General features: G+C 37.0%; 18 protein-coding genes. 3 read left to right on the top strand and 15 right to left on the bottom strand.

The window, feature by feature from the left end; all coding sequences use genetic code 11:
* Window positions 1-13: 13 nt before the first annotated feature.
* Complete coding sequence (gene gpsB / locus JHE06_RS05180) at window positions 14-349, bottom strand: cell division regulator GpsB (RefSeq protein ID WP_058918396.1); 336 nt, start codon at window positions 347-349, stop codon at window positions 14-16.
* A gap of 160 nt (window positions 350-509) precedes the next feature.
* Window positions 510-1,049, bottom strand: a complete 540-nt coding sequence (locus tag JHE06_RS05175) for a DUF1273 domain-containing protein (protein WP_058920199.1) — start codon at window positions 1,047-1,049, stop codon at window positions 510-512.
* A 70-nt stretch (window positions 1,050-1,119) separates the two neighbouring features.
* Between JHE06_RS05175 and recU the strand changes: the two genes are divergently transcribed.
* Complete coding sequence (gene recU, locus JHE06_RS05170; protein ID WP_058918395.1) at window positions 1,120-1,755, top strand: Holliday junction resolvase RecU; 636 nt, start codon at window positions 1,120-1,122, stop codon at window positions 1,753-1,755.
* Window positions 1,756-1,832: 77 nt separating this feature from the next.
* A complete protein-coding gene (locus JHE06_RS05165) occupies window positions 1,833-4,463 on the top strand; it encodes a PBP1A family penicillin-binding protein (RefSeq protein WP_201089696.1) in 2,631 nt (876 codons plus the stop codon).
* 141 nt (window positions 4,464-4,604) lie between these two features.
* On the opposite strand, the gene nth is transcribed toward JHE06_RS05165, so the two are convergent.
* From nth to JHE06_RS05110, 11 genes are all read right to left on the bottom strand, one after another.
* Entirely contained in the window at window positions 4,605-5,255 is a 651-nt protein-coding gene (gene nth / locus JHE06_RS05160) for an endonuclease III (protein ID WP_201089694.1), read from the bottom strand.
* 16 nt (window positions 5,256-5,271) lie between these two features.
* Window positions 5,272-5,985, bottom strand: coding sequence for a DnaD domain-containing protein (locus JHE06_RS05155; RefSeq protein WP_201089692.1), 714 nt, complete (start codon window positions 5,983-5,985; stop codon window positions 5,272-5,274).
* Between the two features lie 116 nt (window positions 5,986-6,101).
* On the bottom strand, window positions 6,102-7,400 hold the full coding sequence (gene asnS / locus JHE06_RS05150) for an asparagine--tRNA ligase (RefSeq protein WP_058918391.1): 1,299 nt from the start codon (window positions 7,398-7,400) through the stop codon (window positions 6,102-6,104).
* A gap of 152 nt (window positions 7,401-7,552) precedes the next feature.
* Window positions 7,553-8,029, bottom strand: a complete 477-nt coding sequence (locus JHE06_RS05145) for a cell wall elongation regulator TseB-like domain-containing protein (RefSeq protein ID WP_058918390.1) — start codon at window positions 8,027-8,029, stop codon at window positions 7,553-7,555.
* 30 nt (window positions 8,030-8,059) lie between these two features.
* On the bottom strand, window positions 8,060-10,864 hold the full coding sequence (dinG, locus tag JHE06_RS05140; protein WP_201089690.1) for an ATP-dependent DNA helicase DinG: 2,805 nt from the start codon (window positions 10,862-10,864) through the stop codon (window positions 8,060-8,062).
* Between the two features lie 117 nt (window positions 10,865-10,981).
* Window positions 10,982-11,455 carry a hypothetical protein gene (locus JHE06_RS05135; RefSeq protein WP_058918388.1) on the bottom strand — a complete coding sequence of 158 codons (474 nt, stop codon included), beginning with the start codon at window positions 11,453-11,455 and terminating at the stop codon, window positions 10,982-10,984.
* Between the two features lie 181 nt (window positions 11,456-11,636).
* A complete protein-coding gene (locus JHE06_RS05130) occupies window positions 11,637-12,239 on the bottom strand; it encodes a nitroreductase family protein (RefSeq protein WP_058918387.1) in 603 nt (200 codons plus the stop codon).
* A gap of 91 nt (window positions 12,240-12,330) precedes the next feature.
* A complete protein-coding gene (locus JHE06_RS05125; RefSeq protein ID WP_058918386.1) occupies window positions 12,331-13,542 on the bottom strand; it encodes a CCA tRNA nucleotidyltransferase in 1,212 nt (403 codons plus the stop codon).
* Window positions 13,539-14,330, bottom strand: coding sequence for a 4-hydroxy-tetrahydrodipicolinate reductase (dapB, locus tag JHE06_RS05120; RefSeq protein ID WP_058920198.1), 792 nt, complete (start codon window positions 14,328-14,330; stop codon window positions 13,539-13,541). Before dapB ends, JHE06_RS05125 begins: the two co-directional genes overlap by 4 nt.
* A gap of 292 nt (window positions 14,331-14,622) precedes the next feature.
* Window positions 14,623-15,198, bottom strand: coding sequence for a ReoY family proteolytic degradation factor (locus JHE06_RS05115; RefSeq protein WP_201089689.1), 576 nt, complete (start codon window positions 15,196-15,198; stop codon window positions 14,623-14,625).
* A 49-nt stretch (window positions 15,199-15,247) separates the two neighbouring features.
* Window positions 15,248-16,513, bottom strand: coding sequence for a tetratricopeptide repeat protein (locus tag JHE06_RS05110; protein ID WP_058918384.1), 1,266 nt, complete (start codon window positions 16,511-16,513; stop codon window positions 15,248-15,250).
* A 611-nt stretch (window positions 16,514-17,124) separates the two neighbouring features.
* Between JHE06_RS05110 and JHE06_RS05105 the strand changes: the two genes are divergently transcribed.
* Complete coding sequence (locus tag JHE06_RS05105; RefSeq protein ID WP_058918383.1) at window positions 17,125-17,631, top strand: hypothetical protein; 507 nt, start codon at window positions 17,125-17,127, stop codon at window positions 17,629-17,631.
* A 686-nt stretch (window positions 17,632-18,317) separates the two neighbouring features.
* Here the strand turns inward: JHE06_RS05105 and JHE06_RS05100 are convergent.
* Together JHE06_RS05100 and der are read right to left on the bottom strand one after the other, a co-directional pair.
* The gene (locus JHE06_RS05100) at window positions 18,318-18,593 is read right to left on the bottom strand and encodes an HU family DNA-binding protein (RefSeq protein WP_058918382.1); all 276 of its coding nucleotides are present in this window, start codon (window positions 18,591-18,593) and stop codon (window positions 18,318-18,320) included.
* A gap of 294 nt (window positions 18,594-18,887) precedes the next feature.
* Entirely contained in the window at window positions 18,888-20,201 is a 1,314-nt protein-coding gene (gene der, locus JHE06_RS05095; protein WP_058918381.1) for a ribosome biogenesis GTPase Der, read from the bottom strand.
* Between the last annotated feature and the right edge of the window lie 57 nt (window positions 20,202-20,258).

Genomic DNA, 20,258 nt, shown 5'->3' with positions numbered 1-20,258 from the left:
TGTAACCGTTCTGTTACAGGTTTTCTTCCGTTTCATCTAATTTTGAACCAAATACATGTCGTTCTAGATTGGATAAACGTTTTAAGATATCAAAATTTGTTACCGTATTATTAGGCTGAGCTGATGAATAAGTTGGTTTAGATAACGAAGCTTGTTTCGTTAGTTCATCTACTTTACTTAATAACCGTTCATTTTCAGCCTTTAATTGGGTAAGCTCTTTATTGTATGACTCATAATCGCGAATCACATCATCTAAGTATTCGTCTACTTCTGCAGGATTGTATCCACGCATACTTGTTTTAAATTCTTTTTGTAAAATATCTTTTGTTGTTAACGTTCTCTCTGCCATGACTACACCTCTTTTTATACTTCATTCATAATGCGGCACTGATTGTAATAAAGTCTGCTATTATTACCATTATAGCAAAGAAGAGCAGAAATAAAAACTTATTTTTGAATAATTCGCAATCTTCCTGTTTTTCAGTCTATTTATTTGCTTAACTCAAGGCTTATTCCTCTTCTAAAACAGTATTCTGCAGTTGATCAAAATCAATCAGACGACACTCATACTCACCTTTTTCTTGCTTTTTCAAAATCGCCTGATAGAGCCATTTTGTTTTGCCTTCATTTTCAAGATCATAAACCAATAAAGCCCCTTGTGTGTGTCCTAACATAAAAGCTTGATGATTTTTTAACTGTGAAGGATCCTTGTACGGCTGATGTGAAACAGCTTCAACAAAATCAACTTGTTTTTTCAACTGCATCAATTTCGCTTGGTTCTGCTCGTTCCAGTTAGAACCAAATTCAAGAAAAGGAAACAGCAAGCCCTGTTTAATTTCTGGGTATTCTTCTTTTAGTTCATTAATGACTTCTACTGCCCATTGTTCAACACCGAATTGCCCACTTGTTAGAAACCATTGGACGCCTTCTTCAATGTAAGAACGAATTTCTTCTTTTAAACATTTTTTTATAACAGCTACTTTAGGATCATCATCTTTAAAAACCCCAAGTTCAAACGAACGGTAACCGCTAATTAATAAATTTGTTATCAAGTCTTCTCATTCTCCTTTTCTTTCAAGTGATGTATTTGATATAATAGATCACAGGAGTGTGATAGGATTGGCTATAAAATATCCAAACGGCAAGAGTTACTTTCATAATGCCGAAAAACAAGGAAAAAAGCAAACAAAAAAGAAAGACTTTTCCTTCAGCAAAAGAGGCATGACCTTAGAAGAAGAATTAAATGAAAGCAATGATTCTTATTTAGCCTTTGAGAGAGCAGTGATTCATAAAAAACCTACCCCTATTCAAATCGTGAGTGTCGATTATCCTAAACGAAGCGCAGCCGTTATTAAAGAAGCTTATTTCCGACAAGCCTCTACGACCGATTACAATGGTGTTTACAGAGGGTTTTATTTGGATTTCGAAGCTAAAGAAACAAAAAATAAGCTTTCTTTTCCTCTTAAAAACTTCCATCAACACCAAATCACGCATATGCAGCAATGTTTAAAACAAGGAGCTATTTGTTTTGTTGTTTTACGTTTTTCAACTACTGATCAAATTTTTCTTTTAGAAGCTGCCTTTCTAATTGATTATTGGGAAAACCAAATGAAAGAAGGACGAAAATCAATTCCTATAAGCGAACTTGAAAAAAATGGATATAAATTGTATTATGGACTATCGCCGCGCATCCCTTACTTGGATGTCGTGGATCATTTGATCGACAAAGCTCGATCAGAGAAACAAAATCAGTAATACTAAGATACTAGAAAAAAAGAAGAAAAGTTTTCGTACTTTTCTATCCTATAGAATGTTAAGGAGTAGAACGACTTATGCCAGAAAAAAAAGAAACCATGTCACGTGTTTCGAAAAAACAAAATGATAAAAAACGACGCTCACAACCTGTAAAGAAAAAAAAGGCCCCTACTAGACCGTTATGGAAAACCATCGTTTTTGGAATTCTCATTGCATTTATTGCTGCTCTGGTTGCTGGAGCTGGTTTGTTTGCCTATTACGCTGCTTCTGCTCCCGAATTGACCGAAAAAGATTTGACCGGATCGATTTCTTCTGATTTATTAGATGATAAAGGAGAAGTTTTTTATACTTTGGGCGGGCAAAACCGAGATGTGGTCACTGAAGATCAAGTTCCACAAGTCTTAAAAGACGCCATTATCTCGATTGAAGACCAACGTTTTTATACGCACAAAGGCATTGACCCCATTCGAATTGGCGGAGCTGTAGTAGCTAATTTGACTAAAGGGTTCGCTTCTGAAGGCGGAAGTACCCTGACACAACAACTCATTAAATTGTCTGTTTTTTCTACAGATGAAGCCGACCAAACATTGAAGCGTAAAGCTCAAGAAGCTTGGTTAGCTTTGAAATTGGAAAAGACTTACACTAAGGAACAAATTCTAACGTTCTATATCAATAAAGTCTATATGTCTGATAATAACTATGGGATGAGCACTGCCAGCGAGTATTATTACGATAAGCCGTTAAATGAGTTATCCCTATCACAAGCCGCTATGCTGGCCGGACTGCCTCAATCGCCAAACACTTATAATCCTTACACGAATCCTGAAAAAGCTGAGAAACGCCGCAATCTGGTTTTAACGATGATGGTAGATAACAAAAAACTATCAACTGCTGAAGCAGATGAAGCCAAAGCAGTGCCGATTGAAGATGGTTTAATTGATCATTCAGGTGACGAAACAAATAACTTGGTATTTGACTCTTATCTAAAAGAAGTCATTAAAGAAGTGAAAGAAAAAACCAAATTAGACCCTTATACCGCTGGCTTAAAAATCAAAACCAATCTGAATATGGATGCTCAACAACAAGTGTACGATATTTTAAATTCTGATGAATACATTGCCTATCCCGATGAAGACATTCAAGCTGGTGTTTCAATGGTAGACGTTAAGACCGGTCAATTGAAAGCGATCGGCGGCGGACGTAACCAAGAAGGCCAATTGAGTTTAAACCGCGCTTCAGAAATGAACCGCAGTGTCGGTTCTGCAATCAAACCATTAAGTGTGTATGGTCCAGCGATTGACTATTTAAATTACTCCACGTATCAACAAGTTGTGGATGAACCTTATACCTTTAAAGCCGGTGGACAACTTTACAACTATGATAGAAGCTACCGCGGCCAAATGAGTCTCCGCGAAGCTTTGATCGATTCAAGAAATGTGCCAGCTGCTAAAATCCTTCAAGAAGTCGGTTATCCAGATACAACTGAATTTTTGGCTAACCTAGGCATCGACGTAACCAAATGGAATGGCGAAACAAAAGGATTAGTAGAATCAAATGCCATCGGTGGAGAAATCACACCAATCCAACTTTCAGCTGCTTATGCTGCTTTTTCAAACGGCGGAGATTATACCGATCCCTATACCGTTTCCAGCGTTGTCTTACAAAATGGTCAAGAAATTGATTTGACCCCTGATACAAGCAAAGCTATGAAAGATTCGACAGCTTATATGATCACCGATATCCTAAAAGACACTGTCAATTCAGGTACGAATAAAGACCTAGTGACAATTTCTGGATTGCCGCAAGCTGGTAAAACCGGTACGACCAACTATACTGACGAAGAAAAAGCAAAATACGACATTCCAAGCGGCGGAGTGCCCGACTCTTGGTTCAGTGGCTATACAACCAACTATTCTATCTCTGTTTGGGTAGGATACGATGATAAGTACACAGATGGCCATTGGTTAAGCCCTTCTTCTCAACAACTCCCACGGAAGATCTACCGCTCATTAATGTCGCATGTGTCAGCGTCTGTTGAGAATTCCGATTGGACTAAACCGGCTTCTGTTGTTGAAGTAGCGGTTGAAGCTGGTTCAAATCCAGCTAAACTGCCAGGACCAAATACTCCTTCTGGCAGTATTGTCAAGGAACTCTTTGTTAAAGGGACTCAACCAACTTCTGTTTCAACTTCATTTGGCGAAGAATTGAAAGCTCCAAGTGGACTAAAAGCAGCTTATGATGAAGAAAAAGATGAAATTTCTGTTCAATGGGATGCTTATTCACTAAAAGATAAAACGAGCAAAGCTAATTATGTCTTAACCGTTGATGGACAAGCTTATGAAACTTCCGATTTATCCTACGTGATCCAAAACCCATCAGAAGGAAAAGTAGACATCACTCTTGCCGTTAAAGCTAACGATAAGACTGGACCAAAAGCGTCTACTTCAGTAACGGTTCCTGAAAAAGAAGAAACAGAAGACAGCAGTGCTGATAGTTCTTCTGAAAGTTCTGAAGAAAGCTCTTCACAAAGCTCTGAAGAAAGCAGCAGTGAATCTGAAAACGAAAGTAGCGAAAGCAGTTCTTCTAGCAGTGAGAGCAGTTCCGAAGAATCTTCCGAATCAGCTCCAGAGGAATCTTCTTCCTCTTCTCAACCCACTAACGAAGAAGCTCCCGATACAGATGAGCCAGAAAAAACTCCTGAAACCTAATGAAAGTTCCGGGATAAAAGACTCCAAAATAAAAAGCTTCAAATCAAGGATAAAACCTTTGATTTGAAGCTTTTTTCTTTAATTATACGTATAAGATGAAAAGAGTTTTTTCTCGCTCTTTTTCTTTTTATCCCTTTTAATTTAGTCGTTCACTATTTTTCCGTTTCCATTAGTCTTTTGACCGAGCAGTTGCAGACAAATTTCATGATCGTGGTTTCTAGCAGTGCATTGGTAGCGTCCAAAGAAAATTAATCGATGGTGAGCTGCACTCCACATTTCAGGAGGAAGCTTTTTCATTAATATTTCTTCCACTTCACGAACCGTTGCATCCGGAGGGCATATGCCTAAACGTTTTGTCACTCTTTCTACGTGAGTGTCAACAGCTATTGCAGGAATATCAAAAGCCACACTCAAAACGACATTCGCCGTTTTTCTGCCTACTCCAGGAAGAGACTCCAATTCTTTTCGGGTATGCGGAACTTCGCCATTAAACTCATCAACTAATTTTTGACAGCACCCTTTGATAAATTTTGATTTATTGCGGTATAAACCGATCGTCTTGATCAGCGCCATAATGTCTTCTACTGGTGCTGCTAAGAAAGCTTGAGGCGTTGGATACGTTTCAAACAATTTCGGGGTTATTTTATTAACAGACACATCTGTCGTTTGAGCACTCAACATCACTGCGATCAACAACTCAAAAGCATTGCGATGGCTCAACTCGCATTTAGCATCTGGAAAGAGCTCTCCCATTGCTTCAATCAATTCTATTGTCTTTTTTTTCGATAGCACTCAAGTCACTCCCGTTTTAATTGTTATTGTTTAACCAGTTGTGAAGCGGAACTTTTGCTCCAGGTTCTTTATCTGTTGAAGGACCAGAAGGACTGGCTGCTTTATTTTGCCGGTGACGTTTGGTCTCATTTTCCACTTGTGCCTTGGAACGGATGTTTTTACGTTCCCAATTCAATAAAATTCGATCCACATATTTTAAATTGTATACTTGACTTAAAACTGCTTCTCTTAAAGCTAATTCAATCAAATCAATAGGGTATTTATCGTCGTCAAGCCACATTCCTATGGTTTGCATCTCTATTGGAGAGAGCGTTCTGCCAAACTCAGCTTCAAAACGCCGGAAAAGTTCTTGCTCAGAAAGTTCTTGCTCTTCGCTTGCAACTTTTTTTTCAGTTTGAATCAATAATATCCCTAATTTGTCCCAAAGTAACGTTAAACTGTACTGGTCATTTGTTTTTCCATCACTGTTTTTTTCAGTTTCAATCGTTAAAACTTTTTTTTGAATCAGCTCGTGAATACCGCGAAAAGCTTCAGCTGACGATATTTCCATTCTTTTTGCAATTTCTTCAGTGTCTGGAAACAGAATTCCCGCATCCATAAATGATTTTAATTGAAGAACTAATACCAACTGCTCATTAGACAAACCGATCTGCCGATATTCTTTTAATAGCACATTGGTTATCGTTGTGTCTCCCGCCTTAAGCCAGGTTTGTAATAATTGATTGGTCATTTTTATACTCCTTACTTTTCCATCTTCTAAATTCCTTAGCTAATAGCTATGCTGTTCTGATCAGCTATGTGAAAAAAACAGCGACTTAAGAAACTTAAGTCACTGTCAATATTGATTTAAGGATAAATGCGATTCAACAAACGTGGGAATGGAATGGACTCACGAATGTGCTCCGTACCACAAATCCAAGTAACAGCTCTTTCTAATCCTAGACCAAATCCAGAATGCGGAACTGAGCCGTATTTACGTAAATCTAAATACCACGCGTAATCTTCTTCAGTTAAACCAAATTCTTTAATGCGTTGTGTCAAAGCGTCAAAATCAACTTCTCTTTCGCTTCCGCCAATAATCTCTCCGTACCCTTCAGGTGCAATTAAATCGGCACACAAGACTACATCTTCGCGTTCTGGATGTGGTTTCATATAAAAGGCTTTGATAGCTTTAGGATAGTTTAAGATAAAGACTGGTTTATCAAATTGTTTAGCGATAAACGTTTCATGAGGGGAACCAAAGTCATCGCCCCAAGTAATATCATCAAATCCATTTTCATTTAAAAGGACAACAGCATCGTCATAAGAGATTCTTGGGTATGGCAACTCGGTATATTTTTTTAATAAGTCTGTATCGCGTTCTAAAACTGATAAAGCATGCTCACAATTGTCTAATACGCTTTGAACGATATAAGCCACATATTGTTCTTGGACTTCCAGGCTTTGTTCATGATCCATAAAGGCCATTTCAGGTTCGATCATCCAAAACTCAATCAAGTGACGACGCGTTTTAGATTTTTCAGCTCGGAAAGTTGGACCAAATGAAAATACTTTGCCAAACGCCATAGCTGCAGCTTCCATATACAACTGTCCGCTTTGAGATAGATAAGCTTCTTGATCAAAATATTCTGTGTGGAACAGTTCCGTAGAATCTTCAGCAGCACTCGCTGTTAAAATAGGCGGATCAATTTTGATAAATCCTTCTTTATTAAAAAAGTCATACGTTGCACGAATGATTTCGTTACGTATTTGCATAATCGCGTGTTGTTTAGAGGAACGTAACCATAAATGACGGTGATCCATCAAAAATTCTGTTCCGTGTTCTTTTGGTGTGATGGGGTAATCATGGCTTTCCCCAATGATTTCAATTTCTTTCACAACAATCTCATAACCAAATTTTGAACGGCTATCTTCTTGGATAGTGCCCGTAAGTAAAATTGATGTCTCTTGTGTTAGACCTTTAGCCAGTTGAAAAACTTCTTCTCCAACTTCACTTTTCACTACGATTCCTTGGAAAAAAGCTGAACCATCACGCAATTGTAAAAATGCGATTTTTCCACTTGATCGTTTATTGGCTACCCACGCTCCGATCGTTACTTCTTCTCCAACATGATTTTTGGATTCTTTAATTGAAATATGTTTCACGGTTATAGTCTCCCTTTGAATTAAAATTAACTACTTTCATTTTGATGTTACTTTTCAAAGTAGTGATGACTCTTCTTATTATAACCAACTTATGCAAAGTTAGCATTAAAAAACGGGGAAAATTTAGTCTTTCTTACATTAAGCGGTTCCGTTTAGATATTCTCAATATCTTTTACCCATTTTCCATCCTTAGCGGTAATGACATAATAACCTAAACGCCCATTTTCTTGCTTGTAAGCCACTTCCCAGACTGGAACGTCTTCTTCGATCCCAATTCGTACTTCCAACAACTCAGCTGGTTTTTTTGCTTCTCTTACAATTTGCTTAGCTTGCTGTTCAGTAATGTAGTCTCCTTCTTTTAGAACAACTACATCTCCACCCTCTTGCTCAACGATGACTAAAACAGGTTCTTTATTTTGGGCGGTACCGACTACGCTGAAATAGGTTTCTGCATTATTGTACCAATAAAATTTATCCGCTTTTGTTAATCCGGCTGTTTCTTTGGCAATCGCAATCGTCTCCGCTTCAGCTTGTTTTAACGGTTGACGGCTGGTATTAAATAAATAAATGGAGCCAAAAATGACGGCAGCCATCAAAATAGTTAATCCGCTAATGATCGTTTTTTTCATGAAATCTCCTCTTTTACGTATTCCTTCATTTTAGTCTTCTTCTAAGAACAGCGACAAATTCCGTTGCAGCTCTTCTTTTGCCACTACTTCTTTTACCAAGTCATGAGGCAACGACGCCAGCATCTGCTGTCCATAGTTGGTTTTAATAAGTCGGTCATCTAAAACAATCATGACGCCTTTATCCTTTTCTGAACGAACTAGCCTGCCTAACCCTTGTTTTAAACGGACTGTCGCTTTAGGCAACGTATCCATCTTAAATGGACTCAATTGTTGGCTCTCTAACCACTTATATTTCGCTTTTGTGAAAGGACGGTCGGGTGACTCAAAAGGCAGACGTGTCACTACAATAATTCGTAATGACTTTCCTGGCAGATCAACGCCTTCCCAAAAACTGTCTGCACCTAACAAAATGCCGCCGGTAGAATGAAAGAAACGTTTGAGGATTCGATCTCTGCTGCCGGATAAGCCCTGCGCTAATAATTCACGCCCTGTAAACGCAGGATGTTGTTGAAGTAAAGAAAAAACATCTTGCAAAGTTTCGTTTGCATTAAATAAGACCATCATATTTTCATTTGAATGCTGGATGACTGTTTCCAAGTGTTCAACGATCATCTCGGCATATTGTTTCTTAGTCAATTGTTTTAGCGGCTTTAATTCTTTAGGGATCCATAACCGTGCTTGTTTTTGATAATCATACGGTGATGGGATAACCATTTTACGCAACTTTTTCTCACCCAGTTGCTTTTCAAAATAAGAAAAATCGCCATTCAACTCTAACGTAGCACCAGTATACAAAATGGAAGTCGTTTGTTCTGCCAATTTTGTTCTTAAAAATTCGCTGCTATCGATTCTTGAACGTTTGATAACAAAACTGTTTTTAGGGCTTTTTTGTTTAAAAGAAAACCAGGTAACTTCATTTTGTTCGCTTTCTCGAAAAATCTTTTGAAAAATACCCTTTTGCGATTCAACTGTTCCAATCAGTTCAAAAAAATCATCAATTAAATGCCGCTCTCGGTGAGTAAATTGTTCACGGTGAATTAAAGCTTGCCGAGTAATTTCATAACCTAAGAAAACAATGTCTTCCATCAATGCCAAAAGAATTTTTGTCTTTTTCTTTAAATCAAGCGTCCAATTTTCAGTTTTAGAAAATTGCACATCTAATTGGTCTGACATTTGTTGTCTTTCAGGGAGTTCTGAACGGCAATACGAAATCAGTTTGTCAAAAAAAGCAGCCAGCTCTTCTTCAAAAGCAACAACGCTCATTTCAATCATATTGATTTGAGTCAATTGAATGCTGTTGCTCTTTTCTGCTAATGCACTTAATCGACTTAGAAAGCTTTTGTCGTCTGCTCGCTTTCCTATTAATTTCATCAACTGCTGATTGCGGTAGTAAGAAAAAACTTCACTGGATGCTGTAGTTGCTACATCAGCCAAGTGATGTGCTTCATCAATAATTATTTTTTGCACATTTGGCAGTACCGGTTCTTCACGTTGCAGATCATGGCATATAAAGGCATGGTTCGTGATGATAATGCTTGCTTGCTTGACTTTCTCCTGAGCATGAAGATAAAAATCTTGCTCATAAAAAAGATCTTCTTGAGCATTGTCCATCCACCCTCGATGCCGAATCTTGTTCCAAAACGGCTGCAAGTAATTGGTTAAATTTAATTCGTCTAAGTCACCAGTAACTGTTTCAGTTAACCAAGTCAGGGTCCGCATTTTTAAAATGGCATCCATTTGGTGTTCGATAGGATCTTTTAAAACCTCTTGAAATTTAGCCAAATGAATATAGTGATGCTTGCTTTTTAAAATCGCTGCTTGAACCGCGAATGGCAAAATCGTATTAAGTTGTATACTATCTTTTTCAAGCAATTGTTTTTGCAATAACGTTGTGTACGTACTAATGATCACGGGCTCTTGAGGTGTTGCCACATAGGCTAATGGAATCAAATACCCTAACGTTTTTCCAATCCCTGTAGCTGCTTCAATAACAAAATGCTCCGAATCTTTCTCAGAAAAATAACGGTAAACTTCATCCATCATTTGTATTTGTAATTTTCGGGTAGTTAACTTCTTCTGGAATAACTGTTCCTTTGCTTCAATACCGACAGGGTAATGTTCCGTTTCACGGTGTGTCCGCTGTTCATATGTCACTGTTTTTTTACGAATTGCCAGCCCTTCTTTGACCAGCAAATCATCAGACAATAGTTGGCGCATAGTCAGCATGTCACTTAATGTTTCTTTAAAAAACAAATTTGTCTGCATGGTACAATGCTCAGCTAGTTCCACTAATTTTTCAACCGTTACTAGAGGCAGCTTTTTCAACTTTTGCTTTAACAGCAGAAATAACTCTGCAGTTACATAAGCATCACTATCTGCTTGGTGAGGGTTGTCATGTAAAAAACCAAATCGTGTAGCTAAATCGTTAAGACGAAAACTCGGTTCAGTGGGCAATAAAATTTGCGCAAGTTCAACGGTGTCCATCCCTATACTATTTAAAGGCGGAAGCCCGCAGCGAACCAACTCTTCTGAAAGGAACTTATAATCAAACTGAATATTGTGCGCGACAAATATACATCCCTCTAACAAGTTGTAGATCATTGGTGCTACATCTTCAAAATAAGGTGCATTAGCAACTGTTTGATTAGAGATGCCTGTCAAATGTTCAATCTGTTTCGGAATGCTAACTAACGGGTTAATATCAATAGCATATTGCTGCACGATTTTACCTTCTTCTATCAATGCGCAGCCGAATTGAATCATACGGTCTCCAGTTGCGGCGTTTCCACCAGTCGTTTCAATATCTACTACTGCATATGTAACTTTTTCTTTCACCTTAGTCACCTAATTCTAATTTCTTGATCGTTATTGTCTTTACCTATCATACTATGAAGTATCAGAAAACACAAAAAAACTATGGCGCTTAATCGTCCATAGTTTTTATTTTTTCGCTTATTTAACAGAATAAATATCTTCCGCTTTTTTAAGAGGATCGATGACTATAAATAAATGGTTGTCTGTAGAGATAAAGCCGGTTTGATAAGCATTGTCATTTCCATCTGGATCCATCGGGTCGTAAGGAAAGTAAACGCAATCCGACTCTACCATAACATCTGATTTAAGATGATCTCCCTCTTTATAAAGGATGTCCATTTTTTCAATGTCGGGATGTTTAGTGACGCGTTCAAACATTCCCAACTCTAATCCTCCTAAATTGATATCATCTGTGTTCACATTATCAGCTTCTGGAAAAATTTCGATTTTTAACGATTCGCATGGAAAGATTTCTTGTAATTCTCCGCCTGCTATCCGTCCGAAGCTTTTACTGATTTGTTTAACCCACAAGTCTCCAATGAACTCTTTCTTAATGGTCCAAGTTTCACCATTTTTAAAATAGAATTTTAAAGCTGTTACTTCTCTTTTCATTATTATTTCCTCCTTTTAGCTCTGTGTATTTGTGATTAATTGAACAATATTATTATAACACAATAAAAGAAAAAACAAAGCCAAATCGTTCGAATATGTGAATTTAAACACATGTCAGAACAAAAAATAAAAAGCGTTACATTAGATTTAGTGGTCTGATGTAACGCTTTTTAAATTTAAATTAATTAAACGAAAGAACTCGTTCAGTGTCATCCATATACTCTTTGCCTTGAGCTGGTGCTTCAATTGAGCCGAATGGCATTTGTGCACGCAATTTCCAATCAGAAGATAAATTCCATTCTGAACGAACAGCGTCATCAATCAGTGGATTGTAATGTTGCAAGCTAGCGCCGATATTTTCAGTTGCTAATGCAGTCCATACTGAATGTTGTGCTATTCCAGAAGATTGTTCTGCCCATACTGGGAAGTTATCTGCATATAGCGCAAATTGCTCTTGCAGATTTTTAACAATGCTCATATCTTCAAAGAATAAAATTGTTCCATAACCAGCACGGAAAGAGTTTAGTTTTTCAATAGTTGGAGCAAAATCTTGTCCTTCAGGAACAGCTATTTTTAATGCCGCCTCTGTTAGGTCCCATAGTTTTTCATGAGCTCCTCCAAACAATACAACCGCACGGGAAGTTTGTGAATTAAATGAAGATGGGCTTTCTTTAACCGCTGTTTTCACTAATGCTAAAATTTGATCATTAGATAGTGATACATTTTTTCCTAAAGCATAAATTGAACGACGTTCTTTTAGTAAATTTGTGAATTGGTTTTCCATTTGAGTAATTCCCCCTTAAAAGTAACTTACTCAAATAGTATAACAGCTTTCTTTTCGTAAGTAAACTGTTCTTTTGTTCATCTTTATTGTGTTAATTACCACGATTTTTTTCGAGATGGGAATCTGCCCAATTTATAAGTTGAACTCTTTCATTCGCAACTTCTCCTAGTAAAATAGCAGTTTCTATTTTATCTAAGGCTTCCCCTAGCCATTTTCCCGGTTTAGCATCAAACTGCTGCAGTAAATCATGCCCAGAAACAACTATCTCATGTTTGCTTTTTATTGGTAATGATGCATTTAATTCTTCCAAATAAGCGGTATCGGATTCACGATTAAAGAAAGGCAGCATGTATTCAACTTCTAGAGCAATCTCATAACCGCTTTGATATAGAAATAAGCGGTTTAACGGTTCTTTGATACGCTGCTGCAAAGCAATGTAAGCGGTTTTTACTCTTTGCAGTTCTTTTTTAGAACACTTCCATTCTCGTAAGAATGTCTCAACTTCATCTTCTGATTTTTTTAGCATAAACAACAACATCGTCCAAGCAGCTAACCGTGTTGGAATTCGACCTTCTAACGCAGCAAATGATTCTAATTCGTTTTTATAAAGTGAAAGACCAGGGCAATAACGATACAACTCTGTTTGAATAAAAGCTTTCAAAGCTTTTTGCCGGCCTCTTCCCAAAAGAAGTTTCATAAATTCTACTTGAATGCGTTCAACTGCAATATTTTCAAGAAGAGCATGATGTTTATGAATAGCATTTTCCGTTTCGTTATCCATAATAAAGTCTAACTGACTGACAAAGCGGACACCGCGCATCATTCGCAAAGCATCTTCAAAAAAACGTTCTTCTGGTGAACCTACCGCTTTGATCAACCCTCTTTTCAAATCATTTACGCCATCGAAATAATCGATCACCTGGCCTTCTTGATCCATCGCTAACGCGTTTACTGTAAAATCTCGCCGTTTTAAATCTTCTTCCAACGAACGCACAAAAACAACTTGATCTGGTCTTCTAAAATCTTGATAAGTCGATTCTGTTCGAAAGGTGGTCACTTCATAAGAGTCGTCTTTGCTTAAAACCATCACGGTCCCATGTTCAATGCCCACATCGATCGTCTTCGGAAAAATTTTTTTGACCTCAGCAGGAAAAGCGCTAGTAGCAATATCAACATCGTTGATTTCTTTGTTTAATAGAGCATCTCTTACACAACCACCTACAAAGTAAGCTTCAAAACCTGCTGCTTGTATTTTTTCAATAATAGGCAAAGCAGTCGTAAATTTTTGGTTGAAAGCGATCATAACAAATTTTCCAATCCATAAACTAATTCTTTCAGGTCCATAACTTTTTCACAGCCCAGAGCTACACCAGTCATAAAAGAAGCACGATCATATGAATCATGACGGATTGTCAAACCTTCGCCTGTGCTGCCAAATTGAACTTGCTGGTGAGCTACTAAACCTGGCAAACGGACACTATGGATTTTCATTCCATGGTAATCCGCTCCACGTGCTCCAGGAATGCTTTCTTTTTCATCTGGATGTCCTTGTTGATGTTCGCCACGTTCTGCATAGATCATTTCAGCTGTCTTAATAGCTGTTCCGCTTGGTGCATCTAATTTATTATCATGGTGCATTTCAATTATTTCCACATCTGGGAAGTATTTGGCTGCCTTCGCTGAAAATTGCATCATCAATACAGCCCCGATAGCAAAGTTAGGGGCTATCAATCCTCCAAGGGCTTGTTTCTGAGATAAATTGACCAATTCATTTACTTCAGTTTCAGAAAATCCGGTTGTTCCTACTACAGGACGAATGCCTTGCTCTAAAGCAAAACGCGTATTTTCATAAGCTACCGATGGAATCGTGAAGTCGATCCAAACATCGGTTTTCACCGTTTTAACAACCGTTTCTTTATCATTAAAAATAGGGACATCTACTGTTGAAAATTCAGCTAATTCGTTTAAGTTCGTTTCTTTGGCATGCGGGTCTAACACGCCTACTAACTCAAACCCCTCGTGGTCTCTAACCATTTTTGTCGCTGTCATTCCCATCTTACCTTTAAATCCAGCTACGACTATCTTAATCATCTTGTCCATCTTTCCCTTCAAAACAGTTTTTATCCTGTTTATTAAATTTGTTCTTCATAAAAAGCAACTCATTAAAAGCTTTCTCATTAATACTACCAAAAAGTCGGCTGGTTGCAAGAGTTGTTGTTTAGTTTTACAAACCTTTTGTATTTTTTGATAATCTTATCAAAAAATACAGTAAAAATAAAAAGTTCCTTTGAATTTCAAATAAATTCAAAGGAACGATTGAAACCAAAATAGACTAACTAGAAGAGTTATTCATATATCATCACTGTTAGATTAATCAGCAGGACTAATGATTTGGCTTTTTTTGTTCTTTTATAAGTGCTTCTTCAATTTCTTTTAAGTCATTTGAAAGTTGAATAAATCCTTCGCGGTCGCCAGCTTCTAGCGCTTCATCCACTTGATTCATAATTTGTTGTTTTTGTTCGCTTAATGATAAAGCAGCTAATGCATGCTCAACTTCTTTTTTCAATTCTAAACTGACAAAGTCGTTCCATTTATGATAAGGATTATCTTCTAATACAGCTAGGTATTGCGGGGATTTCCAAGGATCTCTGAAGATGAGTTCAACGTAGATATCTTCATGCCAATTCAAGCGAACCTCATGAAAGGCTTGTTCAGGGTCATTAAACAATGTACCGTCTTTATAAAAGAAAAACGGTTCGTTATCCGTTCCCACCGAAGACATCATCATTCCTCGTGGCGTAGTATCTACAGACTCAACAAAATGAACTTTATTCAAAACAATATCGTGGTTTAAAAAATAATTTAAAATCCACATTGACTCTCTTCGTTTTAACTGGTGACGATCTAAGAACCACCCAAGAAATACTTTTTTTGCTTCTAAAGGTACTTTGATGTTCATGTGAAGCGCCTCCTCATCTCCAAGCTTTCTCTCATTATACCCTAATCTACTAATAGTTTGTATTTATTTCCTCTAAAATTCCTAATATTTCCTCATCAGACGGTTCAATCAATAAGTAATCAGTTACAGCTTGCTTGATCGTCGTTCGGTTTCCAGCTTCTCTCAAGAAATAGATATAGGATTTTAAGAAGTCCTTATTTTGTCGAAACGCAGGATAAGCTTGTTCAAAAGCTTGTTCTGCTTTATCGTATTCTTCTAGTTTTTCATTAGCAACAGCTAAATTCCAATAAAATTGAGGGTCAGACTGTCCATTTTGCAATGCCTGATCAATCAAATTCACGGTTTCTTCAATCCGTTCTTGTTTTAAGAGCAAATTACTATAAGCTAATTGAAGACTTTCGTTTTCAGGCGCTAAAGCTATCGCTTCGAGGTAATAGTCTTCTGCTGTTTCTTCTTGTTCCAGCCTAAGTGCTACTTCTGCTCCAATCGCAAATAACTCATAATTGTATTGATCCATCCGAAGTCCTTCTTGAATGACCTCAGCTGCTTTCTCAAGTTGATTTTCTTCTTCCAAGCTTTGCGCTAAATTAGGATACACTGATGTATAACTTGGGTCTAAATCTTTTAATTTAAAAAACACTTCATTTGCGCGTTTAAACTCTTTCTGTTGCATATACGTTATGCCCAACTCAAACAAACCATTGACTGTCTCATTCTCCTCAACACTTTGCTCAAGGTACTCCACTGCTTGGTCTAAGTCTCCTAAGGCGCTATAAGCACTCCCACAACGATTTGCTAAGTTGACCCCAGTAAACTCATCGTAACCTTGGATCATCAGTTCTTCATATGCTCGAATAGCTTGAGCATATTTTCCCATCGAAAAATGCAACTCTGCTAAAGCAAATTGGATAACGGGCTCATCCGGCAAAATATCTTTTGCTTTCAATAACTTTTGTTCGCTGACTTCATAAAGGCCTTGTACTTGATACAAATCGGCTAAAACCAATAAAGCTTGCGGAAAGGTTTCGCTTTCTTCTGGTATATCTAGCAGCCAGTCCATGGCGCTATCAATTTCGTTAGCTTCGATAGCAATTTCTGCTAACCCAATTTTCAGTTCATCGTCTTCCGGATAAAGGGCTAATAATTGTTTGTATATCATTTGGGTTTCTTCCAAAAATCCTAGATGATATAAGTCATCGGCTAAATGATACAATTGTTCATCAGAATCGGTTGCTAAAGCTCGTTTAAAAAAATCATTTGCTTCATCTAACTGATTGTTTTGAAGAGCTTCCAGCATTTTTTGTCCATTATTCATTTAATTAATCTACCTTTCTCATTCGCATTCATTCACTTTCATTTTACCACATCTTTGTTTCAATTGTGAAGACAGCGCTTTATTATTAAAGTTTTCTTTAAAAACCATCCAAAAAATTTGATTTTTAGCAGACCTCTTTTAACTCTTTTTTATTTAACCGTATTTTTCTAATAACATTAATCCGTTCAACCCTACCCTCACCCCAATTTAAATTAGTTTTTCCAGCCTTTAAATTTTAATAAATTACCTGCTCAATGTAAGCTTGCTGAATAAAATTGCTAGTCAGTTATTTGCTGGTTTTAAAACGTACACCACAACTTTTTACCTCTGCTTAGCCATATCCTTGGAGAGTATTTATGTATACAAAAAAATACCCGGTTCACTTAAGAATAGAACCCGTTTAGACCGGAAGAATAGTTGATGCCATAAAATCATACGTGGATTTTTGAGAAGAATTATAGTAAGTCAACATTGAACAAGTAAGCGAATTCAATTATTTGAATAGTATATTGTTAATGTTAAGATAGTAATATACTAAGATTGATTAACAGATTGGTTTACGTCATTTGCTTTTAAACTTATTCCTAATTAGGAAAGGAGAAGGAGAAAAAATGAAAAAACTAAGCATTACCATCACTATGCTGTTGGGTTTATTTATTTTAACCAGTTGCGATACTAGCAATGAGAACGAAGAAACTTCTACACAATCCTCTGTTGCACAAAGCGATACAACGAATACCAGTAGTTCGGAAGGTTCAGCAGAAAGTTCTTCGAGCACATCGGAAAATGCAATCGTTTCTGAAAATGAGTCTTCTATACAATCTTCTGTTGCACAAAGCGATACAACAAGTACCAGTAGTTCGGAAGATCCAGCAGAAAGCTCTTCAAGTACATCAGAAAATGTAATCAATTCTGAAGAAGAGGCTTTTAATTTCATCAAAGAGGAAACTGGAATAGAAGCAGATAACACTGACATCGTCTATGGACTTTTAGACTCAGATGAAGATTCTTACACATTAAGACTAGTGAGTCAATCCTTACGAGAGCAAGGCGGTTCTGGAACTGTAGGTCTCTATAAAATTTATAAAGACGGTACTTATGAAGCAGAACCGAACTAAATTAATTTTTAGAGCGACTGTTTAAAACAATCACTTTCTGAAATACCTTTTTCTCAAATAAAAAATACACTCCTACTTCTAATGCCATTCGGACATTCTAGAGTTTGGAAGTGTATTTTTATTTGATTTTTTTGTTCTGGCTCTTTATTGATTAATAGACTAATTTTTTCTAGTTGCCCGATACTAAATTATCCGACACAGATAATCGTAAATTTAATTGTCTGATTGCTGGAATGAAGGCTTATAAACGTATGTAGAGATTATAAAAGAAAATTCGGTCCTCGCAATAGAGAGAACCATTAATTCTCGTATACAGTTAACAAAAAAAATATACCGTCTCGAATTCGAAACCTAGCTGCTTTGGCCATATACAAAGGACTGGTGAGCAAGTTAGACTAGATGGCAAGAATTACCCTTTCATATTTCAGGCTCTCTCATACCTCCTTATTATCCGAAAGAAACACACCGATAAAAGCCTTCATGGATTGCGTTGATCATAAAGATACTGAAATTACGAATCGTATCTATACTCACTACTCACGTCACAAATTTTATGATACCTACTATTATTGAACAACTTGAAGCTCGCGGATAATAAATTTCTGCTCGTATTTGCTATTCATTGAAATACTTAACCTCTAAAAACAACAAGAACCCTTGATTTCTCAAGGGTTCTAAGTCATGTATTATTTAACTGCATCTTTAAGCGCTTTGCCTGGTTTGAACGCAGGTACTTTACTTGCAGCGATTTGGATTTCTTCCCCTGTTTGAGGGTTACGACCTTTACGTGCAGCACGATCGCGAACTTCAAAGTTACCAAAACCGATGATTTGAACTTTTTCACCTTCACTTAAGGTTGTTTGAATAGATTCAAAAACTGCATCTACTGCTGCAGTTGCATCTTTTTTAGTTAAGCCTGTTGAAGAAGCAACGTTTTCGATTAATTCTGCTTTGTTAGCCATGTATATTTCACCTCCCTCGAAAAGAAGAATAGATGCTTTTTTTAAGAAGCAAATAAACATCATAATTTCATTTTTGAGTGGTCCAAAAATGAATCAATGCGAAATGCTACATTAGATTTTCTAAATGACATTTCATTTAAAAAGATATCATACAAATGCTGATACTGCAATGTATTTAACCAATTTCATTGCATTTTATCTGCTTTTTCTTTTTATCTTCATATTTATTTGAACCACTTTACTAAATGTGTTAAAATACTTTCTTTGCTTTTTCAAACTCATGATAAGAATGAATTATTTCCGGCGACGAGTAAGGATTCGAATAGGCGTTCCTTCAAATACGAAGGTATCACGGATTCGATTTTCAAGGAAACGAGCATATGAAAAGTGCATCATTTCCGGCTCATTCACAAACACAACAAAAGTAGGTGGTTTTATCGCCACTTGAGTTGCATAGTAAATTCTTAAGCGTTTGCCTTTATCCGTCGGTGTCGGGTTCATTGCTACCGCATCCATGATCACATCGTTTAAGACTGAAGATTGAATACGCAATCTTTGATTGGCACTAACGCGTTTGATAACTTCGGGCAGTTTATTCAAACGTTGTTTGGTCAATGCTGAAACGAATACGATTGGAGCATAACTCAAGTAAGCAAATTCTTTACGGATATCATTTTCAAAATCTTTCATAGTACTGTTATCTTTTTCAAGAGTATCCCATTTATTGACAACGATAATAACACCTTTACCGGCTTCGTGAGCATAACCCGCGACCTTCTTATCTTGTTCTCTAATGCCTTCTTCAGCGTTTAACACTACAAGGACGACATCAGAACGTTCAATTGCTCTCAAAGCTCTTAAAACACTGTATTTTTCTGTCGTTTCATAGACTTTACCGCGTTTCCTCATTCCAGCTGTATCGATCATCACGAATTCAGTTCCATCTTCATCCACAAATTCGGTATCAATAGCATCCCGAGTCGTTCCAGCAATATCAGAAACGATAACACGTTCTTCACCTAACATGGCATTTATAATGGAAGATTTTCCAACGTTAGGTCTTCCAATCAAACTAAATTTAATAACAGATTCATCATCTTCTTCTTCTGTTTCTTCCGGAAAATGGCTGATTGCTGCATCCAACAAATCGCCTATCCCTAATCCGTGACTTCCTGATAGAGGAAATGGTTCTCCTAAACCTAAAGTATAAAAATCAAAAATTTCGCTGCGCATTTCTGGATTGTCTACTTTATTAACAGCTAACAAAACAGGCTTATTGGTACGGTATAATATTTTTGCTACATTTTCATCTGCATCAGTTACACTTTCTCTGCCGCTTGTGATAAAAATAATGACATCTGCTTCTTCCATTGCAATTTCTGCTTGGTATTTAATTTGGTCAAGGAATGGTTCATCCCCTATGTCAATTCCACCGGTATCAATCACATTAAATTCTTTTCCTAACCATTCAGCTGGAGCGTAAATACGATCACGCGTTACACCTGAAATATCTTCGACGATTGAAATACGTTCTCCAACGATCCGGTTAAAAATAGTTGATTTGCCTACATTTGGACGACCAACGATGGCGATAACTGGTTTTGCCATTGCTTTAGCCTCCTTCTTTTTATTTCTTATTCTTTTAGTTAGTTTATAGAACAAAGC

Source organism: Carnobacterium sp. CS13, assembly GCF_016653495.1.
GTDB lineage: Bacteria > Bacillota > Bacilli > Lactobacillales > Carnobacteriaceae > Carnobacterium_A > Carnobacterium_A antarcticum.
Note: the sequence above shows the minus strand (reverse complement) of the source record. Positions and strands in the feature narration are given on the sequence as shown.